At 37.8% G+C, this 17005-nt stretch carries 14 protein-coding genes and 1 other annotated feature; of the genes, 12 read left to right on the top strand and 2 right to left on the bottom strand.

What is annotated here, in order from left to right; all coding sequences use genetic code 11:
- The first annotated feature begins 162 nt into the window (after positions 1–162).
- From ACM26V_RS10615 to ACM26V_RS10600, 4 genes are all read left to right on the top strand, one after another.
- The gene (locus ACM26V_RS10615) at positions 163–1881 is read left to right on the top strand and encodes an ABC transporter substrate-binding protein (protein WP_416151389.1); all 1719 of its coding nucleotides are present in this window, start codon (positions 163–165) and stop codon (positions 1879–1881) included.
- Between the two features lie 108 nt (positions 1882–1989).
- Positions 1990–2970, top strand: a complete 981-nt coding sequence (locus ACM26V_RS10610) for an ABC transporter permease (RefSeq protein ID WP_416151388.1) — start codon at positions 1990–1992, stop codon at positions 2968–2970.
- A 12-nt stretch (positions 2971–2982) separates the two neighbouring features.
- Positions 2983–3909, top strand: coding sequence for a carbohydrate ABC transporter permease (locus ACM26V_RS10605; protein ID WP_416151387.1), 927 nt, complete (start codon positions 2983–2985; stop codon positions 3907–3909).
- 61 nt (positions 3910–3970) lie between these two features.
- On the top strand, positions 3971–4978 hold the full coding sequence (locus ACM26V_RS10600) for an endo-1,4-beta-xylanase (RefSeq protein ID WP_416151386.1): 1008 nt from the start codon (positions 3971–3973) through the stop codon (positions 4976–4978).
- A 193-nt stretch (positions 4979–5171) separates the two neighbouring features.
- Here ACM26V_RS10600 and ACM26V_RS10595 read toward each other — a convergent pair whose 3' ends face one another.
- Together ACM26V_RS10595 and ACM26V_RS10590 are read right to left on the bottom strand one after the other, a co-directional pair.
- Complete coding sequence (locus ACM26V_RS10595) at positions 5172–6764, bottom strand: DUF4179 domain-containing protein (RefSeq protein WP_416151385.1); 1593 nt, start codon at positions 6762–6764, stop codon at positions 5172–5174.
- Positions 6765–6778: 14 nt separating this feature from the next.
- Positions 6779–7252: a sigma factor-like helix-turn-helix DNA-binding protein gene (locus ACM26V_RS10590; RefSeq protein ID WP_416151384.1), complete on the bottom strand. Its 474-nt coding sequence runs from the start codon at positions 7250–7252 to the stop codon at positions 6779–6781.
- A gap of 179 nt (positions 7253–7431) precedes the next feature.
- On the opposite strand from ACM26V_RS10590, the gene ACM26V_RS10585 reads away from it, so the two are divergent.
- The 8 genes from ACM26V_RS10585 to ACM26V_RS10550 all read left to right on the top strand — a co-directional run bounded on the left by ACM26V_RS10585 (position 7432) and on the right by ACM26V_RS10550 (position 16931).
- Positions 7432–7884, top strand: coding sequence for an NUDIX hydrolase (locus ACM26V_RS10585; RefSeq protein WP_416151383.1), 453 nt, complete (start codon positions 7432–7434; stop codon positions 7882–7884).
- A 189-nt stretch (positions 7885–8073) separates the two neighbouring features.
- Positions 8074–9267, top strand: coding sequence for a LysM peptidoglycan-binding domain-containing protein (locus tag ACM26V_RS10580; RefSeq protein ID WP_416151382.1), 1194 nt, complete (start codon positions 8074–8076; stop codon positions 9265–9267).
- 20 nt (positions 9268–9287) lie between these two features.
- Positions 9288–10199 carry a hypothetical protein gene (locus ACM26V_RS10575; RefSeq protein ID WP_416151381.1) on the top strand — a complete coding sequence of 304 codons (912 nt, stop codon included), beginning with the start codon at positions 9288–9290 and terminating at the stop codon, positions 10197–10199.
- On the top strand, positions 10196–11206 hold the full coding sequence (gene ysxE / locus ACM26V_RS10570; RefSeq protein ID WP_416151380.1) for a spore coat protein YsxE: 1011 nt from the start codon (positions 10196–10198) through the stop codon (positions 11204–11206). Before ACM26V_RS10575 ends, ysxE begins: the two co-directional genes overlap by 4 nt.
- Before the next feature lie 607 nt (positions 11207–11813).
- Positions 11814–12106, top strand: a binding site (T-box leader).
- Between the two features lie 58 nt (positions 12107–12164).
- Positions 12165–14813, top strand: a complete 2649-nt coding sequence (locus ACM26V_RS10565; protein ID WP_416151379.1) for a valine--tRNA ligase — start codon at positions 12165–12167, stop codon at positions 14811–14813.
- A gap of 63 nt (positions 14814–14876) precedes the next feature.
- Entirely contained in the window at positions 14877–15707 is an 831-nt protein-coding gene (locus tag ACM26V_RS10560; protein WP_416151378.1) for an aminotransferase class IV, read from the top strand.
- Between the two features lie 176 nt (positions 15708–15883).
- Positions 15884–16252 (top strand): flagellar basal body rod protein, encoded by a 369-nt coding sequence (locus ACM26V_RS10555; RefSeq protein WP_416151377.1) that lies wholly within the window; start codon positions 15884–15886, stop codon positions 16250–16252.
- A gap of 22 nt (positions 16253–16274) precedes the next feature.
- The gene (locus ACM26V_RS10550) at positions 16275–16931 is read left to right on the top strand and encodes a PspA/IM30 family protein (protein WP_416151376.1); all 657 of its coding nucleotides are present in this window, start codon (positions 16275–16277) and stop codon (positions 16929–16931) included.
- Positions 16932–17005 lie beyond the last annotated feature (74 nt).

The raw sequence follows: 17005 nt of genomic DNA, 5'->3' as shown, positions 1-17005 counted from the left end.
AATTTAAATAATTTTGTCTTAAAACAACTCATATAACTATATTTTCCGAAGTATGAACTATAGTTTAGAGGGTCAATAAAGTTGAATTTAAGAGTTACAATGAAAGGGCTTTCAATATATGAGAGCGTTTTAAAAAAGCAGATGAGAGGGGTTTGAAGAGAAATGAAAAAAAGCTATTTGTTACTTATGGGACTGGTATTGCTTATGATTTTCGCTGCATGTTCAAGCGATAATGACAATGCTAGCACAAACAACAATGATCAAAATGAATCGAATGAATCGAATGATTCAAATGATTCGAATGAGGAGGCTGGTGATTCAGGGTACACACTTGAACCAGAGATGACGTATCACTACTTCAATGCTGCGGCACCAGGTAGAGATATTAATACCAATGAGACAACGCTAGGTGCCTTGTTTGAAGAGCAAACTGGTGTTAACTTTAGACTTGAGCACATCGTAGGTGACATGGATCAAAAAGTTGGCGTAATGGTAGCCAGCGGAGATTATCCAGATGTTATCGTACCAGATGCTGCGGTTGACACATTGTTAGATGCTGAAGCGTTTATTGATTTAAGCGACCTTTTAGAAGAGCATGGACAGAATATTCTTGAACAGTATGATGAGTATGTCGATCGTTTTACAGATGACGACGGAAATATTTTTATCATTCCGTTTGGAGCTACAATTAATGAGCATATTCCTAATCCAAATGTTGACCAAGGTGCATTCTGGATGCAACGTGCCGTTTTGAAAGATGCTGGTTATCCAGAAGTCACTACATTAGATGAGTATTTTGATATTATTACTGCTTACGCGGAGGAAAACCCAGAAATTGATGGGATGACTACTATTCCATTTACTGGATTAACGTATGATTGGAGATTCTTTGCTTTCGCGAATGCACCCAACCACTTAGCTGGTTATCCAAATGATGGCGGTGTTCAGGTTGATATGGAAACACATGATGTTTCTGTTTATGCAAATTCAGATGATACAAAGAGGTATTTACAAAAGTTAAATGACCTTAATGCAGATGGTTATCTTGACCAAGAATTGTTTGTTATGAACTATGATGAATATTTAGCGAAGTTATCTTCTGGACGTGTTCTAGGGTTCTTCGATTATGGTTGGCAGTTTGGTGATGCAGAAGTCGCACTAGATGAAGCTGGAGATACTGATAAGGAATTCATCGCTTTACCAATCGTATTTGATGAAGATATTGAAGACCAATACCTAGATGCACCAGCATTTACACAAAACCGAGGTATCGGTATTACTACAGCAGCAGAAAATCCTGAAAGAATTATCCAATATTGGGATAACATGGTTAGAGAAGAAAATCAAAAATTAATTATGTGGGGCGAAGAAGGCGTACATTACGAAGTTGACGAAGATGGTTCATTCTATCGTACTGATGAACAGTTAGTATTGGCAAGTTCAACAGATGAAAGAGATGCAACAGGTATGAATATCTTTGATTGGGAATGGCCGCGTATTAATGGTACTTTCGATGACGGGAATGCCGTTGAACCAAGGCGTCAACCTGCAGTTGCACAAGCTGATTACAGTGAGGCTGATAGGGAAGTTTTAGATGCTTATGGTGTTGAAACATATGCAGAAATGTTCGCACAACCTCAGGATCGTCCGTGGTTCCCTGCTTGGAGTGCAAACATTGAACAAGGATCTGATGTACAAATCTTTGAACAACGCAGTGAAGAGTTGACGAAAAGACACTATCCTCGGATTGTGTTAGCTGATCCTGAAGATTTCGAAGATGAGTGGAATGATTTTCAAGAAGAATACTCACAACTTGACGTAGACACATATGAAGCCTTTTTTGAAGATGTAGTACAATCACGCTTACAAGGTGAATGGTAGGATAAATTACTGATTTATGGTAATGAAAGGGCTGTGGCATACCGATAACGTGGTTGCCACGCCTTTCTTTTTACCGTCCTAAAGTAATATACAACAGGAGGGAGATCTATGTCATTACAACAATCACCAACACCTATTTCACCTGATCAAATTGAAATTAGCAAACGAAAACGTGGAATGAGGTATTTTCTTAAAAAATGTAAAGAACAAAAAACATTAATTTATATGAGTATGCCATTTGTTATTTGGCTAATTATCTTTAGATATGTTCCGTTAGCTGGGTGGACAATGGCATTTCAAGATTTTAAACCTGCAAGACCACTTACAGATCAAGCGTGGGTAGGGTTTGATCAGTTTATATTTTTATTTTCAGATGCAAGATTTATGGAAGTGTTACGAAACACTATAGCGATGAGCCTTATAAATTTAGTGCTCGGTTTTGTTACGGCAATTTCTTTAGCTATTCTTTTAAACGAATTACAGAACTTAACTTTCAAACGAGTCGTTCAAACGATTAGTTATATGCCTCACTTCTTATCGTGGGTAGTTGCTGCCGGTCTTGTTTCAGCAGTATTATCGATGGAAAGTGGTATTGTAAATATTATCCTTACAAACCTTGGGATCATAAGAGAACCTATTATGTGGTTAGGTGTAGGAGAGTATTTCTGGGGAATCATCGGTGCCTCTGATGTGTGGAAAAACGTAGGGTGGAATACGATTATCTATTTAGCTGCAATCACAATGATTGATACAGAACAATATGAAGCAGCGGAAATCGATGGTGCTTCACGACTACAACGTATTCGATATATTACGATACCAGGTATGAAACCAGTTATTATCATACTATTAATCATGAACTTAGGTTATATTTTAGAATCTGGCTTTGAAGCACAATACTTATTAATGAATCCAATGAATATGGATTATGCAGAAAATCTTGATATCTTCGTGCTAAGATACGGTATTTCTATGGGGAATTTCTCATTAGCAACGGCAGCCGGAATATTTAAAACAGTGGTCAGTTTCATCTTCTTATTCTCTGCAAACTCCCTTGCTAAGAAAATGGGAGAAGCAAGGTTATTCTAAAGGAGGGGCATCATGAATTTTTTATCTAAATTAACAGGAAAACGGCGTGGAATTGATGATCTTATTTTTGATTCAGTGAATGTTGTTTTTATGATTTTACTTTGTATCGTGATGTTGTATCCAATGTTAAATACATTAGCAGTTTCATTTAACGATGCAACAGATACAGTAAGAGGTGGAATCTATCTTTGGCCAAGGGAAATATCTTTCTATAACTATCAACATGTATTTGGGGAAGCGCAAATAATGCAATCAGGTGTAATTTCTGTGTTAAGAACTGTCATAGGTACAGGACTTTCTGTATTTTTCACAGCTATGCTTGCTTATACAATTAGTCGTAGAGAGTTTGTATTACGTAAATTTGTTACGATTGCATTTGTACTAACTATGTACTTGAATGGGGGACTTATCCCAACGTACCTGTTAATGAGAGAGTTATCATTAATCGGTTCATTCTGGGTATATATATGGCCAACCTTAATAGGTGTATTTAACTTAATTGTTGTACGTTCATTTATTGAGGGATTGCCTGATACGATTTTTGAATCAGCAAAAATTGATGGTGCGGGCGATTTCACTCAGTTCATGAAAATTGCTTTACCATTATGTCTCCCAGTTATTGCAACTGTATCTCTGTTTGTTGCAGTTCAACAGTGGAATATGTGGTTCGATGTGTTTCTATATAACTCACACGTCCCAGGGTTAAGTACACTTCAATATGAATTAATGAAAGTATTGCAAAACTCGAATGCTTCTTTAGGTGGAGGATCAGCTTCAAGTGCTTTTACCGCTTCACAAGGTGGAGTTACTGAAACTGTTACACCACAAGCTGTCCGAGCAGCAATGACGATCATCGTAAGTGTACCAATTATTTGTGTATACCCATTCTTACAAAAATATTTTGTTAAGGGTCTAACTCTAGGAGGAGTAAAGGGCTAATTATTAAATATAGAAATAAGATTGATCGTAAAAGTTATATTCGATGTTGGAGGTAAATGAAATGAATGAAAAATCAGTAGAGATTCCTTCACTATGGTCTGTCTATCAAAATCACTTCCCAATTGGAGCGGCTGTGAATGATATTTCTATCCGTTCTGACAAGGAATTGTTAGTAAAGCATTTTAATAGTTTGACATCTGAAAATGATATGAAACCTGTAAGTTTACAACCAGTAGAAGGCGTGTTTACTTTTGAAAAGGCAGACAAAATGTTTGCCTTTGCAGACAAAAATAACATGAAAGTTCGTGGTCATACGCTTATTTGGCATAATCAAACACCAGATTGGTTTTTTGAAGATGAGAGAGGAGCACAAGTTAGTAAGGAAAAGCTTCTTTCTAGGATGGAGTCGCACATTTCAACAGTAGTGAAGCGTTACAAAGGGCGTATATATAGTTGGGATGTTGTCAATGAAGCGATTTCTGATGATGAAAATGAATTTCTGCGAAAGTCAAAATGGTTTGAGATTTTAGGGGAAGATTTTATTGCGAAAGCATTTGAATTTGCTCATAAAGCAGACCCAGAAGCTTCATTATTTTATAACGATTATAATGAATGCCATCCGGAGAAACTAGAAAAAATATATCGATTAGTTAAATCCTTAGTTGATAAAGGAGTTCCAATCCACGGCGTGGGTTTGCAAGCGCATTGGAACTTATTTAAACCAACTATTGAAGATATTCGTATTGCACTTGAACGATATGCGTCTTTAGGCCTGCAAATTCAAATAACAGAAATGGATGTGTCTGTATTTGATTGGGAAGATCGTCGCACAGACCTCAAAGAGCCAACGGAACAAATGCTTGAGATGCAGGAGCAACGTTATGAAGAGTTCTTTGATTTGCTAAAAGAATATCGTGATGTTATTACTAGTGTAACATTCTGGGGAGTAAGCGATAAATATACATGGTTAAGCGATTTTCCAGTGCCCGGAAGGAAAAATTGGCCATTTGTTTTTGATGATAACCATGAAGTGAAAAATTCTTTTTGGAAAATTGTTAATCAAAAGTGATTTAGAAATGCTAATTTAAGCAAAGATTTACGGTTCTTAAAAAGGTTAAATGTATTATCGTCATACGTATGACGATAATACATTTAACCTTGCAGATTGATTGATTTCTCTTCAATAATGCTCACCGATAAATGCAAATGAGGCTGTCACCAATAATAATACATTGGGACAGCCTCTTTCTTTGATTACGTTATTATCTATCGTCAATCAGTTTAACCTGTTCAAGAGGAAATGATTTATTGATCTCGATATTCTCTATATATCCGTCGATTCTAATTTCTTTAAGTGTTACTTTGTCATCATTGATGCTATCAAATCCAATCTTGTATTCTGTTGTGTAAAACAGTGGTTGATCTAGTGATTCCATTTGGCCGTTAAATGGGTAATAGGAATGTTCTTCTCCGTGTCGGTCAACAAAGATACCTTGGGAAGATTGAGAATAATTATGGTTCTCGTAATTATCAGTGACACCATTAATAAATAACGTCTCATGGCTTCTTCCTTGATAATATTCATCCTTAATAACTACGGAGGATTGACCTTCCCCCTGCTCAAATTCTTCGAGTGTAATATGACTGTCTAAAAACTCAACCTCATGAGGAAATGACATTGTTTCATCTAGTTCAATTACGATAGAGTCGTCGTTATTTTTTCGTATAGAATCAAAGCTGATCGATAATTTGTTGGTGTCTTCAAAAAGAATCGAATCGAAAACAACGAAGTAATCGCCAGTATTATCATACTGTGACATGTAGCTAAAGTTGTCAAAACGCTCCCCATCGATTAATAATGCGCTTGGACTAAACGTATCGAGATGCATCGATTGTTCGTGTCTGTCAAATTGAAAGTTATAATTTAACTGTGTACTGGTTGGTCCAGATATTAATTTTAGAAACGTAAACTCAACACCTTCCACTTTGACTGATTGGTCGTGGAGATCATATTCATTAACCGGCATCAATTGAATCGGTACTTCAAAGTGCCAAGGTCCTTGTATTTCTTTCATATCATAACTCATGGAGTTATTCATTTCTGTTAATTTCTCATACTCTTCTTCCGTCGGTAACGACGCTATCGAATTAATTGATAATTGCATGATCGTTTCCGACTCTTCTATAGGAGGGAACTCTAGTCTCCCACGCTCGACATTCTCCTGCTCGGAAGATAAAATTTTATGTGATCCCATATGGAACCAGCCTTGATGATCGTCACTCCAAATTTCTTGACTATTTTCAATGTTGAACTGACCGCCACCCTGAATAGAATAGATTTCGTCATCTTTTGTATTTTCCAGTTCATAATAAATATGAGTAGCTAGCTCGTCGGCGACAACTTCGGTAATTGTTATTAGAATTCCTTTATGTTCTTCTTGCATGTGGAATTCTTCTCCGTAACCTTCTGCAATGGTTCGATCTAAGTGATCATAATCAATGGAAGTAAAGTCCAACACCGAATAATAAAAGCTTGTGGAAGCAAATAATGCGATCATAAAAGTAGTTATCAAAAGTACGACAGGAATTCCTATTTTGTACTTGCGCATTTGCGTAGGTTTGGTCGAATGCTTCTCTGCAGGAAGTTGCGCTTTAACATTCTCGACAAAGGATGAAGGGATCTCAATAGTAGATGCATCTCTGTGAAAATCTTTGAGAGTTTTTGTTACTTCTTCGTATTCCTCTCTACAAGTAGAGCATTGATCTAAATGCATATGTACGCGATGTCTATCTTTGTCATGAAGTAGATAATCATAGTATTCAAGTAAATTATTTCTACACGTTTCACAATTCACAGATCTCACCTCGTTTAATAGCATGCTTGTATGTATTTTAATCCTTTATAGCTTTTTGATATAACTTGCGATTTAGGAACATCCAATAACTGCGCGATTTCTTCATAAGTGAAACTGCCGTAAACATTCAGGACAATCATTTCCCTCGTTTGCCTGTCTAAAACGGTTAGTAATTCTTTCATTCTCGGTGTCGAGTCTTGTCTTAAGTTAACAGTTCGGTGTTGTTCAGATTGTTCGAGGTATGTACTAATAACCCAGTCTTTAAATAAGTCAGCATTTGAAAGTGAGTGAACACTTTCGTACATTTGCTGCATCGTTTTTATTAGAACAGATTCAATGTCTGCTTGATCGTAAAAATAAGCATAGCCAATTTTATAAAAAGTAGATTCGCTCATTTTTACCCACTCAAGCAAGGGGAGGCTATTTCCTCCTTTTAAGGCACGAACAACAAAACTAGTGTTCTTTTGTTTTGTATTTAATGAAATCATTTAATGACCTCCTCGTAAAAACAAAGTATGTCTTAAAATTATACAGGAGTTTACTAGATTTTTACAGAGAAACGCCGTTTGTGAACTAGAAACAACACTCACTACAGATTACAATAGAAGGTATCGGTAATCGTAAACGAATGCTACTCATATGCTTAAGAAATGGAGAGTTGTAAATAATGGACTACTATCAAAAATTAAGAAAACACGTAGGAAATGAAACACTGATTCTTCCAGGTTCAGCTGTAATTATTCTTGAAGGGAATCTCGTGTTGTTACAAAAAAGAAACGACGGAGACTGGGGGTTGCCTGGTGGTTTAATGGAAGTAGGGGAAAGCTTTGTCGAAACAGCGGTAAGGGAAGTGAAAGAAGAGACGGGATTAATCCTGAAAGAAAAGAATTTACATCAGTTTGATATTTTTTCGGGGAAGAATTATTACGTTGTTGCCCCAAATGGGGACCCTTATTATGCAGTAACTGTTCTGTTTTATACGGATCAATTCGAAGGAGAATTATCAATCGATCAAGATGAAACGTTAGACTTAAAGTATTTCGATATGAATCGACTTCCTCAACAAATTCGTCCATCACATGCATATTTTATTCAATTATTTTCATCTTCCAAAAAGTGACCAAACAGGCGAACATCGTCCTTTATCTTTTTTTCCTCCTGCAAAAAAAACGTTAGATAGGCATAATCAAGCTATTTTACTCATAGAAGTGTATCGTAGGAGTCTCTGTAAGTTAAATTGTTTGGTTAACGAAATGTTTGCCCTGAAAAGGGTTGTGTTATTAGAACGTTGAGAAGAGGAGGAATCACATTGGCGAATGAAGGATCTTCACCATTATCTTTTTCTATGAAAGAATCAATTTTACTTGACCGAGGAAAAAGAGTGGATGAGCTAATGTCATTGTCATTAGAGCCAGATATTAGAGTTAATGAATTTGAAGGGGAGGTCACTGTCAAAGGAACACTTCAACTACATGGAGAATACCGCCCTGCCGAGCGCGAAGATAATTTTGAAAATGGCGATGATTCATTAGCAAGTCGTGCGCTATTTCGTTCGATTGAAGAAGTATCATTATCAGAGGACGGAATTGCTGAAATACGTCATCAATTTCCAATTGATGTTACGATTCCTAAAGAAAGAATTGATCGCTTAGAAGATGTAGATGTGCTTGTAACTGATTTCGATTATAGTTTCCCAGACAGTGGCTCTTTACAAATCGTAGCAGATCTAGCGATAGAGGGTGTTCGATCAGAGGAATTGATGACAAATGAAGACGAGAGTCAAACCGAACAATTAGAGGGACGAACATTTTCTTTTGAACAGATGAGAGTTGAAAAATCACTTGATGAAAATACAGATTTTTCTGAAGATGAAATTGAAAGGCAGCAGGAAGAAGAGCCTGAAGCTGACTACGGTGATGAGAATGTAGAATCAATGTTCCCAGAAATAACCAACGAAAATGTAGAAGAAATCGAACGAGAACCAAATATTGTTTTTAAAGCGAGTAAGCCAGAAGAGGCGCAAGCAAATACAGAAGCAGCGCAAGAAGATATTGATAACGAAAAGGTCTCGTCGTCCGATTCAAATGAACCTGAAGAGCGAATGATAGATGAAGATGTTGAAACGCAATACGATATGGACATTGAAAATAACCAAGAAGAACAAGATACAAATGAGATAGTTGAAAATACAGAGAGAACTGAGGAAGGCATTCAATATTCTGGTGAAGTAGTAGAAGAAGTAGAAGAGGAGATAGAAAAGCGGGACGATGAAGAATCTGAAAATGCATTGTACTTAACGAAAATGCTTTCAAATAAAGATGAAGAAGGATATTCAAAACTTCGAATGTGCATTGTGCAAGCAGGGGAATCGATAGATCAAATTGCAAATCGTTACAGTCTAGAAGTTAATCAAATTAAACGAATGAATAGATTGAAGGATGAGCAAGTCACAGAAGGACAGATTTTATACATTCCTGTGCGCCAATCACCAGCAACTAAATAAAAGGGAGGGGGGGAAGCAGTATGATCCAGCTTGATCATATAGAAAGAAGCTATCCATTTCGAAATGTGTCTTGGATTCAAAAAAATAAAATAATTAACACAGAAAAAGGCAAGAAAGCAATTGAGGTTTGGACGGATGAGGATTTACTAAACTGGCATATTCAATGGAGAGAGCGCCTAGCGGAAGAGACAGGAGTTTTGACAAACCGAGTCATTCAAACGAAGACAGGTGCTAAGGCCTTATCGACTGATATAGGCTGGATCACGATTCATGATGTAGTGGATTCGTTATTTCCAATTTCCGAGAATCCATATGAATTGGGGCGTTTTCTTGGTAAGTATGCTTCTATCGAAACAGAACAACTTCCCCCTCCTATCATTGATCAAGCAATTCAGCGAAAAATCGAATTTGAGGATGTTCACATGGCGCCTACTCCGTCAAGTTCATTGTTAGAAAAAACGAGAAGAGAGGCTGTCCGTCGAGTTAAAAAAGCAGAAGAGTTAATGGAAGGTTGCGACAAACGTGTTTCGAAGACTAAAGTAACTAAAGTAGAATCATTAGATCAAGCAAAGAGTGTTCAAGGACAATTATTTTGGGAAAATAAAGAGAAAGAAGTAGAGCATTGCATTGATATGCTCTGTTCTTGTTTTAGAGAATGGGTGACTAGCTACGGTATAGACGATATAGGAAGATTGCTGGATGGTGTGAATGAAACCTTTCAGTTGGAAGAAGACGCAGGTCAAATGTTGTTAGCTCGATTTGTCTATCCAAATGAATATGAATCTTTTGTTGAATGGTTTCATGATAAGAGAAACGAAAATGAAATAAATACGCAACTAAATCATCTAACACAACAGTGGGATGTGACCAAAACCATTGTTGAGCAACTCGTTCATTGGCTAGAGCAAAAAAAGGAGAAGGTTTCAGTATGAATAACATCACAAATCAACATGAGACTGGTGCAATATTGTTTCAATACGATCTCTATTCCAATCAAATCGAGTCGTTTGGAAAAGTATTAAAAGTAAAAACGAATCAAGGGACTTTTGCGCTAAAAAAGACTACGATGAATCGAAGCGAAACAGATTGGTTTATTTACGTAATTCGTAGACTAGAGCGAATTGGATTCCCTTTTTTTATTCCTGTTTTACTAACAAAGTACGGGGATTATGCAGTAACTGATGGTTATTTCACCTATTATTTAATGCCTTGGTACGAGGATCATCGTCAGTTTCGACACCCGGTTCAGCCGGAAGAAGTTCTAATCGAAGAGTTATCGAAATTGCATGGATTAACGGAAAAAACTCAAGATGGCAATGAAGAGTCGTTAGATGATTCTTTTCAGTCATTGAAAACAAGATGGGATACGAGGAGGTTAGCGGTAGAAAAATATGTAGATAGCATCGAGCAACACACGTATTATTCACCATTTGAATTGACGTTACTCACTCATTTTGAACGGATTACATCCATGTCTCAGCAAGCAGAAAAACATTTACAACTCTGGCTTGACAAAGCAAAGGAGAAAAAGAACTTTCGTAGTGTACTTTGTCATGGAAGACCAAATAGAAGTCACGTAAGCTTTGATGAATATGGAACAGCCCATTTTCTGAATTTCGAAAAAGCAGTGCTTGATACACCAGCAAGAGACTTAGCTTTGTTGTTCCGCCATTTTTTTCAAACTCGTCCTTGGGATGAAGTGGAAGGCCAACATTGGTTGAATATTTACGAAAAACACTTTGCATTTTTTGATGAAGAACGGCATTTGTTTATTAGCTATTTGGCGTTCCCTGAAAATATCTATCAAATGATTGATCATTACCAGCATCCAGATCGCACAAAATCTGAGCTTCACATGGTGATGCAGTTGGAGAGAAGAATATTAACAATGAATCGGATTTATAGATTCATGAACGCCGTGTTTAAAGAAGAAGATTGAACGCTAGAAAACGGTTCACAATTGTGATCCGTTTTTATATTTTTAGCCTTTCCAATATAGCAGGTAAAGGGAAACGAAAACAGTAAGTAAAATGACATCAAACGTGGTTGGAATAATTAATGTTCGAATAAGTTGAAAAATGATCAATGGAAGCAATAGTTGATAAAATATATCAACGATTCTTCGCATTCGCCAATGAACCTTAGCTTTTGGAAATCTTCTTCTCATGGAACGAGAGAATTTGTGGTGAGAAAATCTTCTCATTGATCAGCGCTCCTTTCCAGAAGGGTTACTCTAACCTATGCAATAAAATCAAGATAGTGTATAAGAATGCAAGAGAAATGTCTATCCTAAACAAAAGAGGAGGAGAGAAATTGATCCAGTGATAAAAAAAGTCGCTCCGAAGGAAAGATGAGTGACTACTATTGATTCTCTTGCACAAAAAAGGTAAACTATGAAGGAGCATAATGTATAATAAGAGTTACATAAGCTTGTTTTTCATAAGATTATCCTCACGAATGAGGAGAGAGACTTGAAGCTACAAGCCGTTCCGAGGATAGAGAAGTTGAAATTTCTCTGTATCTTTTTAGGATAACTTATAATTATTTGAAAGATGTTGAAAGGGAGGAGTACATCTCGAACCCATTAGAGAGGAGAACCAGTGCAGCGTAATTGCACTTGCTGGAAGGTTTTCTTGGAGGGAAAGGTGGAAAGTCGCCCTGGAGTTGTGATTATGAACGAGTATGAAAAAGGGTAGTGTTATTTCGTGCAGTAGTAATCACCGGATCAGCCCCGTTAGCGCTTTGAGTGTTCAGTTCAGGATGATTTATTTTTCGCGTGACTTAAACGAGCTGTAAACAAAGGTGGTACCGCGAGGATTCAGCTCCCTTCGTCCTTTGACGAGTGGGGGCTTTTTGTATGTCAAAAATAATGAAACAATTAAAAGGAGGAATTTGATATGTCTGAAGAAAAACAAGAAATATCAATGCCATCGAAATACGATCCACAAGCAACAGAGGCCAAATGGTATCCTTATTGGATAAACGGGAAATTTTTTGAAGCCACTGGTGATCCAAACAAGAAACCTTATACGATTGTGATTCCCCCGCCAAATGTAACAGGAAGGCTCCATTTAGGTCATGCTTGGGATACGACACTCCAAGACATTCTTGTTCGCGTGAAGCGAATGCAAGGGTATGATACACTGTGGCTTCCTGGGATGGATCATGCGGGTATCGCAACTCAAGCAAAAGTAGAAGGAAAGCTGAAGGAGCAAGGTGTATCACGTTACGACTTAGGAAGAGAGAAATTTGTTGAGAAGTCGTGGGAATGGAAAGAAGAATACGCAGATTTTATTCGTGAGCAATGGGCGAAAATGGGGCTCTCACTTGATTATTCCCGTGAGCGATTTACATTGGATCAAGGATTATCTGATGCAGTTCGTGAAGTGTTTGTTCGGCTGTATGAAGAAGGTTTAATTTATCGCGGAGAGTATATTATTAACTGGGATCCAGACACAAAGACGGCCCTTTCAGACATTGAAGTTATTTACAAAGATGTTCAAGGTGGCTTCTATCATATGAAGTATCCACTCGCAGACGGATCAGGTCACATTGAAGTTGCGACGACTCGACCTGAGACGATGCTCGGAGATACGGCAGTCGCTGTTCATCCGGAAGATGAGCGCTATAAACACTTGATTGGACAAAAGGTAAAACTACCGATCATAGGTCGAGAAATCTCCATTGTTTCCGATGATTACGTTGACATGGAATTTGGTTCTGGTGCCGTGAAAATAACTCCAGCACACGATCCAAATGACTTTGAAATTGGTAATCGTCATGATTTAGAGCGTGTTCTTGTGATGGATGAAGGCGGGAAAATGAATGAGAACGCTGGGAAATATCAGGGGATGGATCGTTTCGAATGTCGCAAGCAGATTGTCAAAGACTTACAGGACGAGGGCATTCTATTCAAAATCGAAGAACACCCTCATAGTGTTGGGCACTCAGAACGAAGCGGAGCAGTTGTTGAACCTTACTTATCAACGCAATGGTTTGTAAAAATGGGCCCTCTTGCAGAACAAGCGATTGAACTGCAAAAAGGCGATGGCAAAGTTAACTTTGTTCCAGACCGTTTTGAAAAGACTTACATGCATTGGATCGAAAATATTCGCGACTGGTGTATTTCAAGACAATTATGGTGGGGTCATCGTATACCAGCTTGGTTCCATAAACAGTCGGGGGAGATTTATGTAGGCCGAACAGCGCCTGATGATATCGAAAATTGGGAGCAAGATGAAGATGTATTGGATACGTGGTTCAGTTCAGCGCTTTGGCCTTTTTCGACGATGGGGTGGCCAAATGAAGAAGCGGATGATTTTAAGCGTTTTTACTCGACAGATGCGCTTGTCACCGGTTACGACATCATATATTTTTGGGTTGCGCGAATGATTTTTCAAGGACAGCACTTTACAGGTGAACGTCCATTTAAAGACGTATTAATTCATGGACTTGTGCGAGATGGTGAAGGACGAAAAATGAGTAAATCGCTTGGAAATGGTGTCGATCCGATGGATGTTATTGATAAGTATGGAGCAGATGCGCTGCGATTCTTCTTAAGCACAGGTAGTTCACCAGGAAATGATCTTCGTTTCTACTGGGAAAAAGTTGAAGCAAACTGGAACTTTGGTAATAAAATCTGGAATGCGTCTCGATTTGCTTTAATGAACATGGATGGGCTAAAGGTTGACGACATTGATTTATCAGGTAAGAAGTCGATTGCTGATCAGTGGATATTAACGAGACTGCAAGAAACAATTGACCACGTAACGAAAATGATTGATGTCTATGAATTTGGTGAAGTGGGTCGTTCACTTTACAACTTCATTTGGGACGATTTCTGCGACTGGTATATTGAAATGGCGAAACTTCCTTTAAACGGTGAAGATGAAGAAGCTAAACACACAACACGTTCAGTGCTAGCTTATGCGCTCGATGAAACGATGCGTCTATTGCACCCGTTCATGCCTTTTATAACAGAAGAAGTTTGGCAGCACTTACCTCACAAAGGAGATTCTATTACGGTCGCTTCTTGGCCTGAGAAAAAAGTAGAGTTAACGAATGGCCAAGCAGTGAAAGATATGCAGCTATTACAAGAAATTATTCGCTCTGTCAGAAACACACGATCAGAATTAAATGTACCAATGAGCAAACAAATCACCCTTTATGTAAAAGCAAATTCTAGCGAAGTACTTGCTCAATTAGAGCGTGGAAAAGCGTATATAGAAAAGTTTTGTAATCCGAGTGAATTAACAATTGCAACAGATGTAGAAGCGCCTGAAAAATCAATGAGTTCGATTTTGGCAGGAGTGGAATTATACATGCCTCTAGCTGGATTATTGGACTTAGATGCAGAAATAAAACGACTGCAAAGCGAATTAAAACGTTTAGATGGCGAAGTTACACGTGTGCAGAAAAAGCTTTCGAATGAAGGGTTTGTGAAAAAGGCTCCTGAGAAAGTGATTGATGAAGAGCGAGCGAAAGAGAAGAATTATCTTGAGCAACAAGAAAAAGTGCGCGTGCGGATTGAGGAGTTAAAACAGTAGATATTTAATCAGGGGAAGTTACTTCCCCTGATTAAATAATGACGTTAATGAGAGGTGAGATTCATGCCTGAAATTGCATATTATCAAGATTCATTTGTAGATTTACATGCGAAAGTTGTTCCGATTCAAGAACGAGCTCATCAGTTTGGAGATGGTATTTACGAAGTGATCCGTGTTTATCAAGGACGTTTATTCATGATGCAAGATCACTTACAACGACTGCAAAGAAGCGCTGATGCGATTGACCTTGAACTTCCATATTCATTGGAAGAAATCGAGTCCATTTGTAAGCAAGGGCTGGAACGATCCGAGCTGATGGATGCGGAAATTTATCTTCAAATTAGTCGCGGAATCTATACACGACAGCACTATTACCCCGATCCCCCATGTGCTGCATTTGCAATGACAATTAAGCAAGCTAGAGTAATACCAGACGAGAAACGAATCAAAGGTGTAAACGTGATGACAATGGAAGATGAACGATGGAAGAATTGTTATATAAAATCGCTAAACTTATTACCGAATGTGATGGCTAAACAAAAGGCATTGCAAAATGGATGTGAAGAAGCGATTTTTCAAGAAGCAGGAACGGTGAAGGAAGGGTCTTCTAGTAACTTATTTGCCGTGAAAGCTGGGATACTTTACACATACCCAGCCCTTAAAGGTATTCTCCACGGAATCACAAGAAAAGTTGTCCTAGAGTTAGCAAATGAATTAGACATACCAGTTGAAGAAACGGCATTTTCAATTGATTTTCTATATGATGCGGACGAGCTTTTTCTAACTAGTACAAATATGGAAATTATGCCTATTCGACAAGTAGATGAACATATCTTATCTGCCGAACGACCGTACAGTGATAAATTAATCGAGCAATTTCAAAAGCTCATCTAATTGTTTGTCCCCCTCTGAAGTGAAGAGGGGGCTTTTATGTTTGCGCCAATCTTTTAGTATAAAAGGAACTTACGCTAAATTACGCCTCTAGTCTTAGCAAAGATAACTCTAAGGATCGTTATGTAAAGACAATATTCCCGGTAAACTAAAGGTAAGAAAGATGAGAGGAGGAAATAATGATGAAAACATTTTTAATGTTTTTACTAGCAATGGTGGCACTATTTATCTTTTTAGCAAATTTAGGACCACTAATTTTACTTGGAATCAGCGTATTTTTACTTTATCTGATTTTCAAGCAGTTCGCTAAAGCAACTTCAACGGGTGCGAAAGTGATGTGGGTCATCTTAGGTTTGATTGTGTTGAGCATGACGATATCAAATGTTTTTGCGATAGTGGGGTTACTAGCTCTTTACTTGCTATATGTTGTATTTAAGAATGAAAAAGAAACGCCGCAATCACCTAGTACTGGATCATCATCTACAACACATACGAAAAGCGATCCTTTTACTAATTTTGAACGGCAGTGGGCGGAGTTAAACAAATAATTCAATTAAAGGAGAGAGTGACATGTCAAACGTATTTACAAGAATGGTTGACAGTATTGAAAGTGATATTCACGAATTTATGGATAAAAAAGAAGAACAGAATCCGATGCAAGCGTTGAATCAGTATTTACGACAAAGTGAGAAAGAAGCGGAAAAGGTTCGCAAACTTGTTGAACGGCAGCAACGCTTAAAAGATGAATTTACTCGAGAACGGCAGCTAGCAGATGACATGGCTGAGAAAAGGAAACACCAAGTGAAGATTGCGGAACAAGCAGGAGAAACAGAGCTTGCTGCATATGCTGAAAAAGAATACCAAGAATACATCCAACGAGCAGAAAGACTTACGTATAGTCAGGTTGAGGCGATGCGTCAGCATGAATCGCTGGAGAAAAAATATGAAGAAATGAATCACAAGCTTAAAGATATGCGCTTAAAAAGGATGGAACTAATGGGTAGAGAAAACGTTGCACGTGCACGTCATCAAATCAGTCAACTTTCAGACGAGTCAGCTGACAAACCCTATTCAAGATTCGGTGAAATGGAACGGTACATCGAGGAACTTGAATACAAAGTGAATGGTGATTATTATCATCACACGCTTGATAGTAAGATAGCACAGCTTGAAAAACAACTCAATGATACGGAAAAACCGGTCGGTGATAACGAAAAAATGATATGATAGAAAGGGTGCGAAAGATGCACCCTTATATTTGTAAAATCAACATCAAAAATTTTTATAATGAAAAGGAGGCT

Source organism: Salipaludibacillus sp. HK11, from assembly GCF_047795645.1.
Taxonomy (GTDB): domain Bacteria; phylum Bacillota; class Bacilli; order Bacillales; family Salisediminibacteriaceae; genus Salipaludibacillus.
The sequence above is the reverse complement of the archived record's forward strand: the minus strand, read 5'-3'. Positions and strand labels throughout refer to the sequence as shown.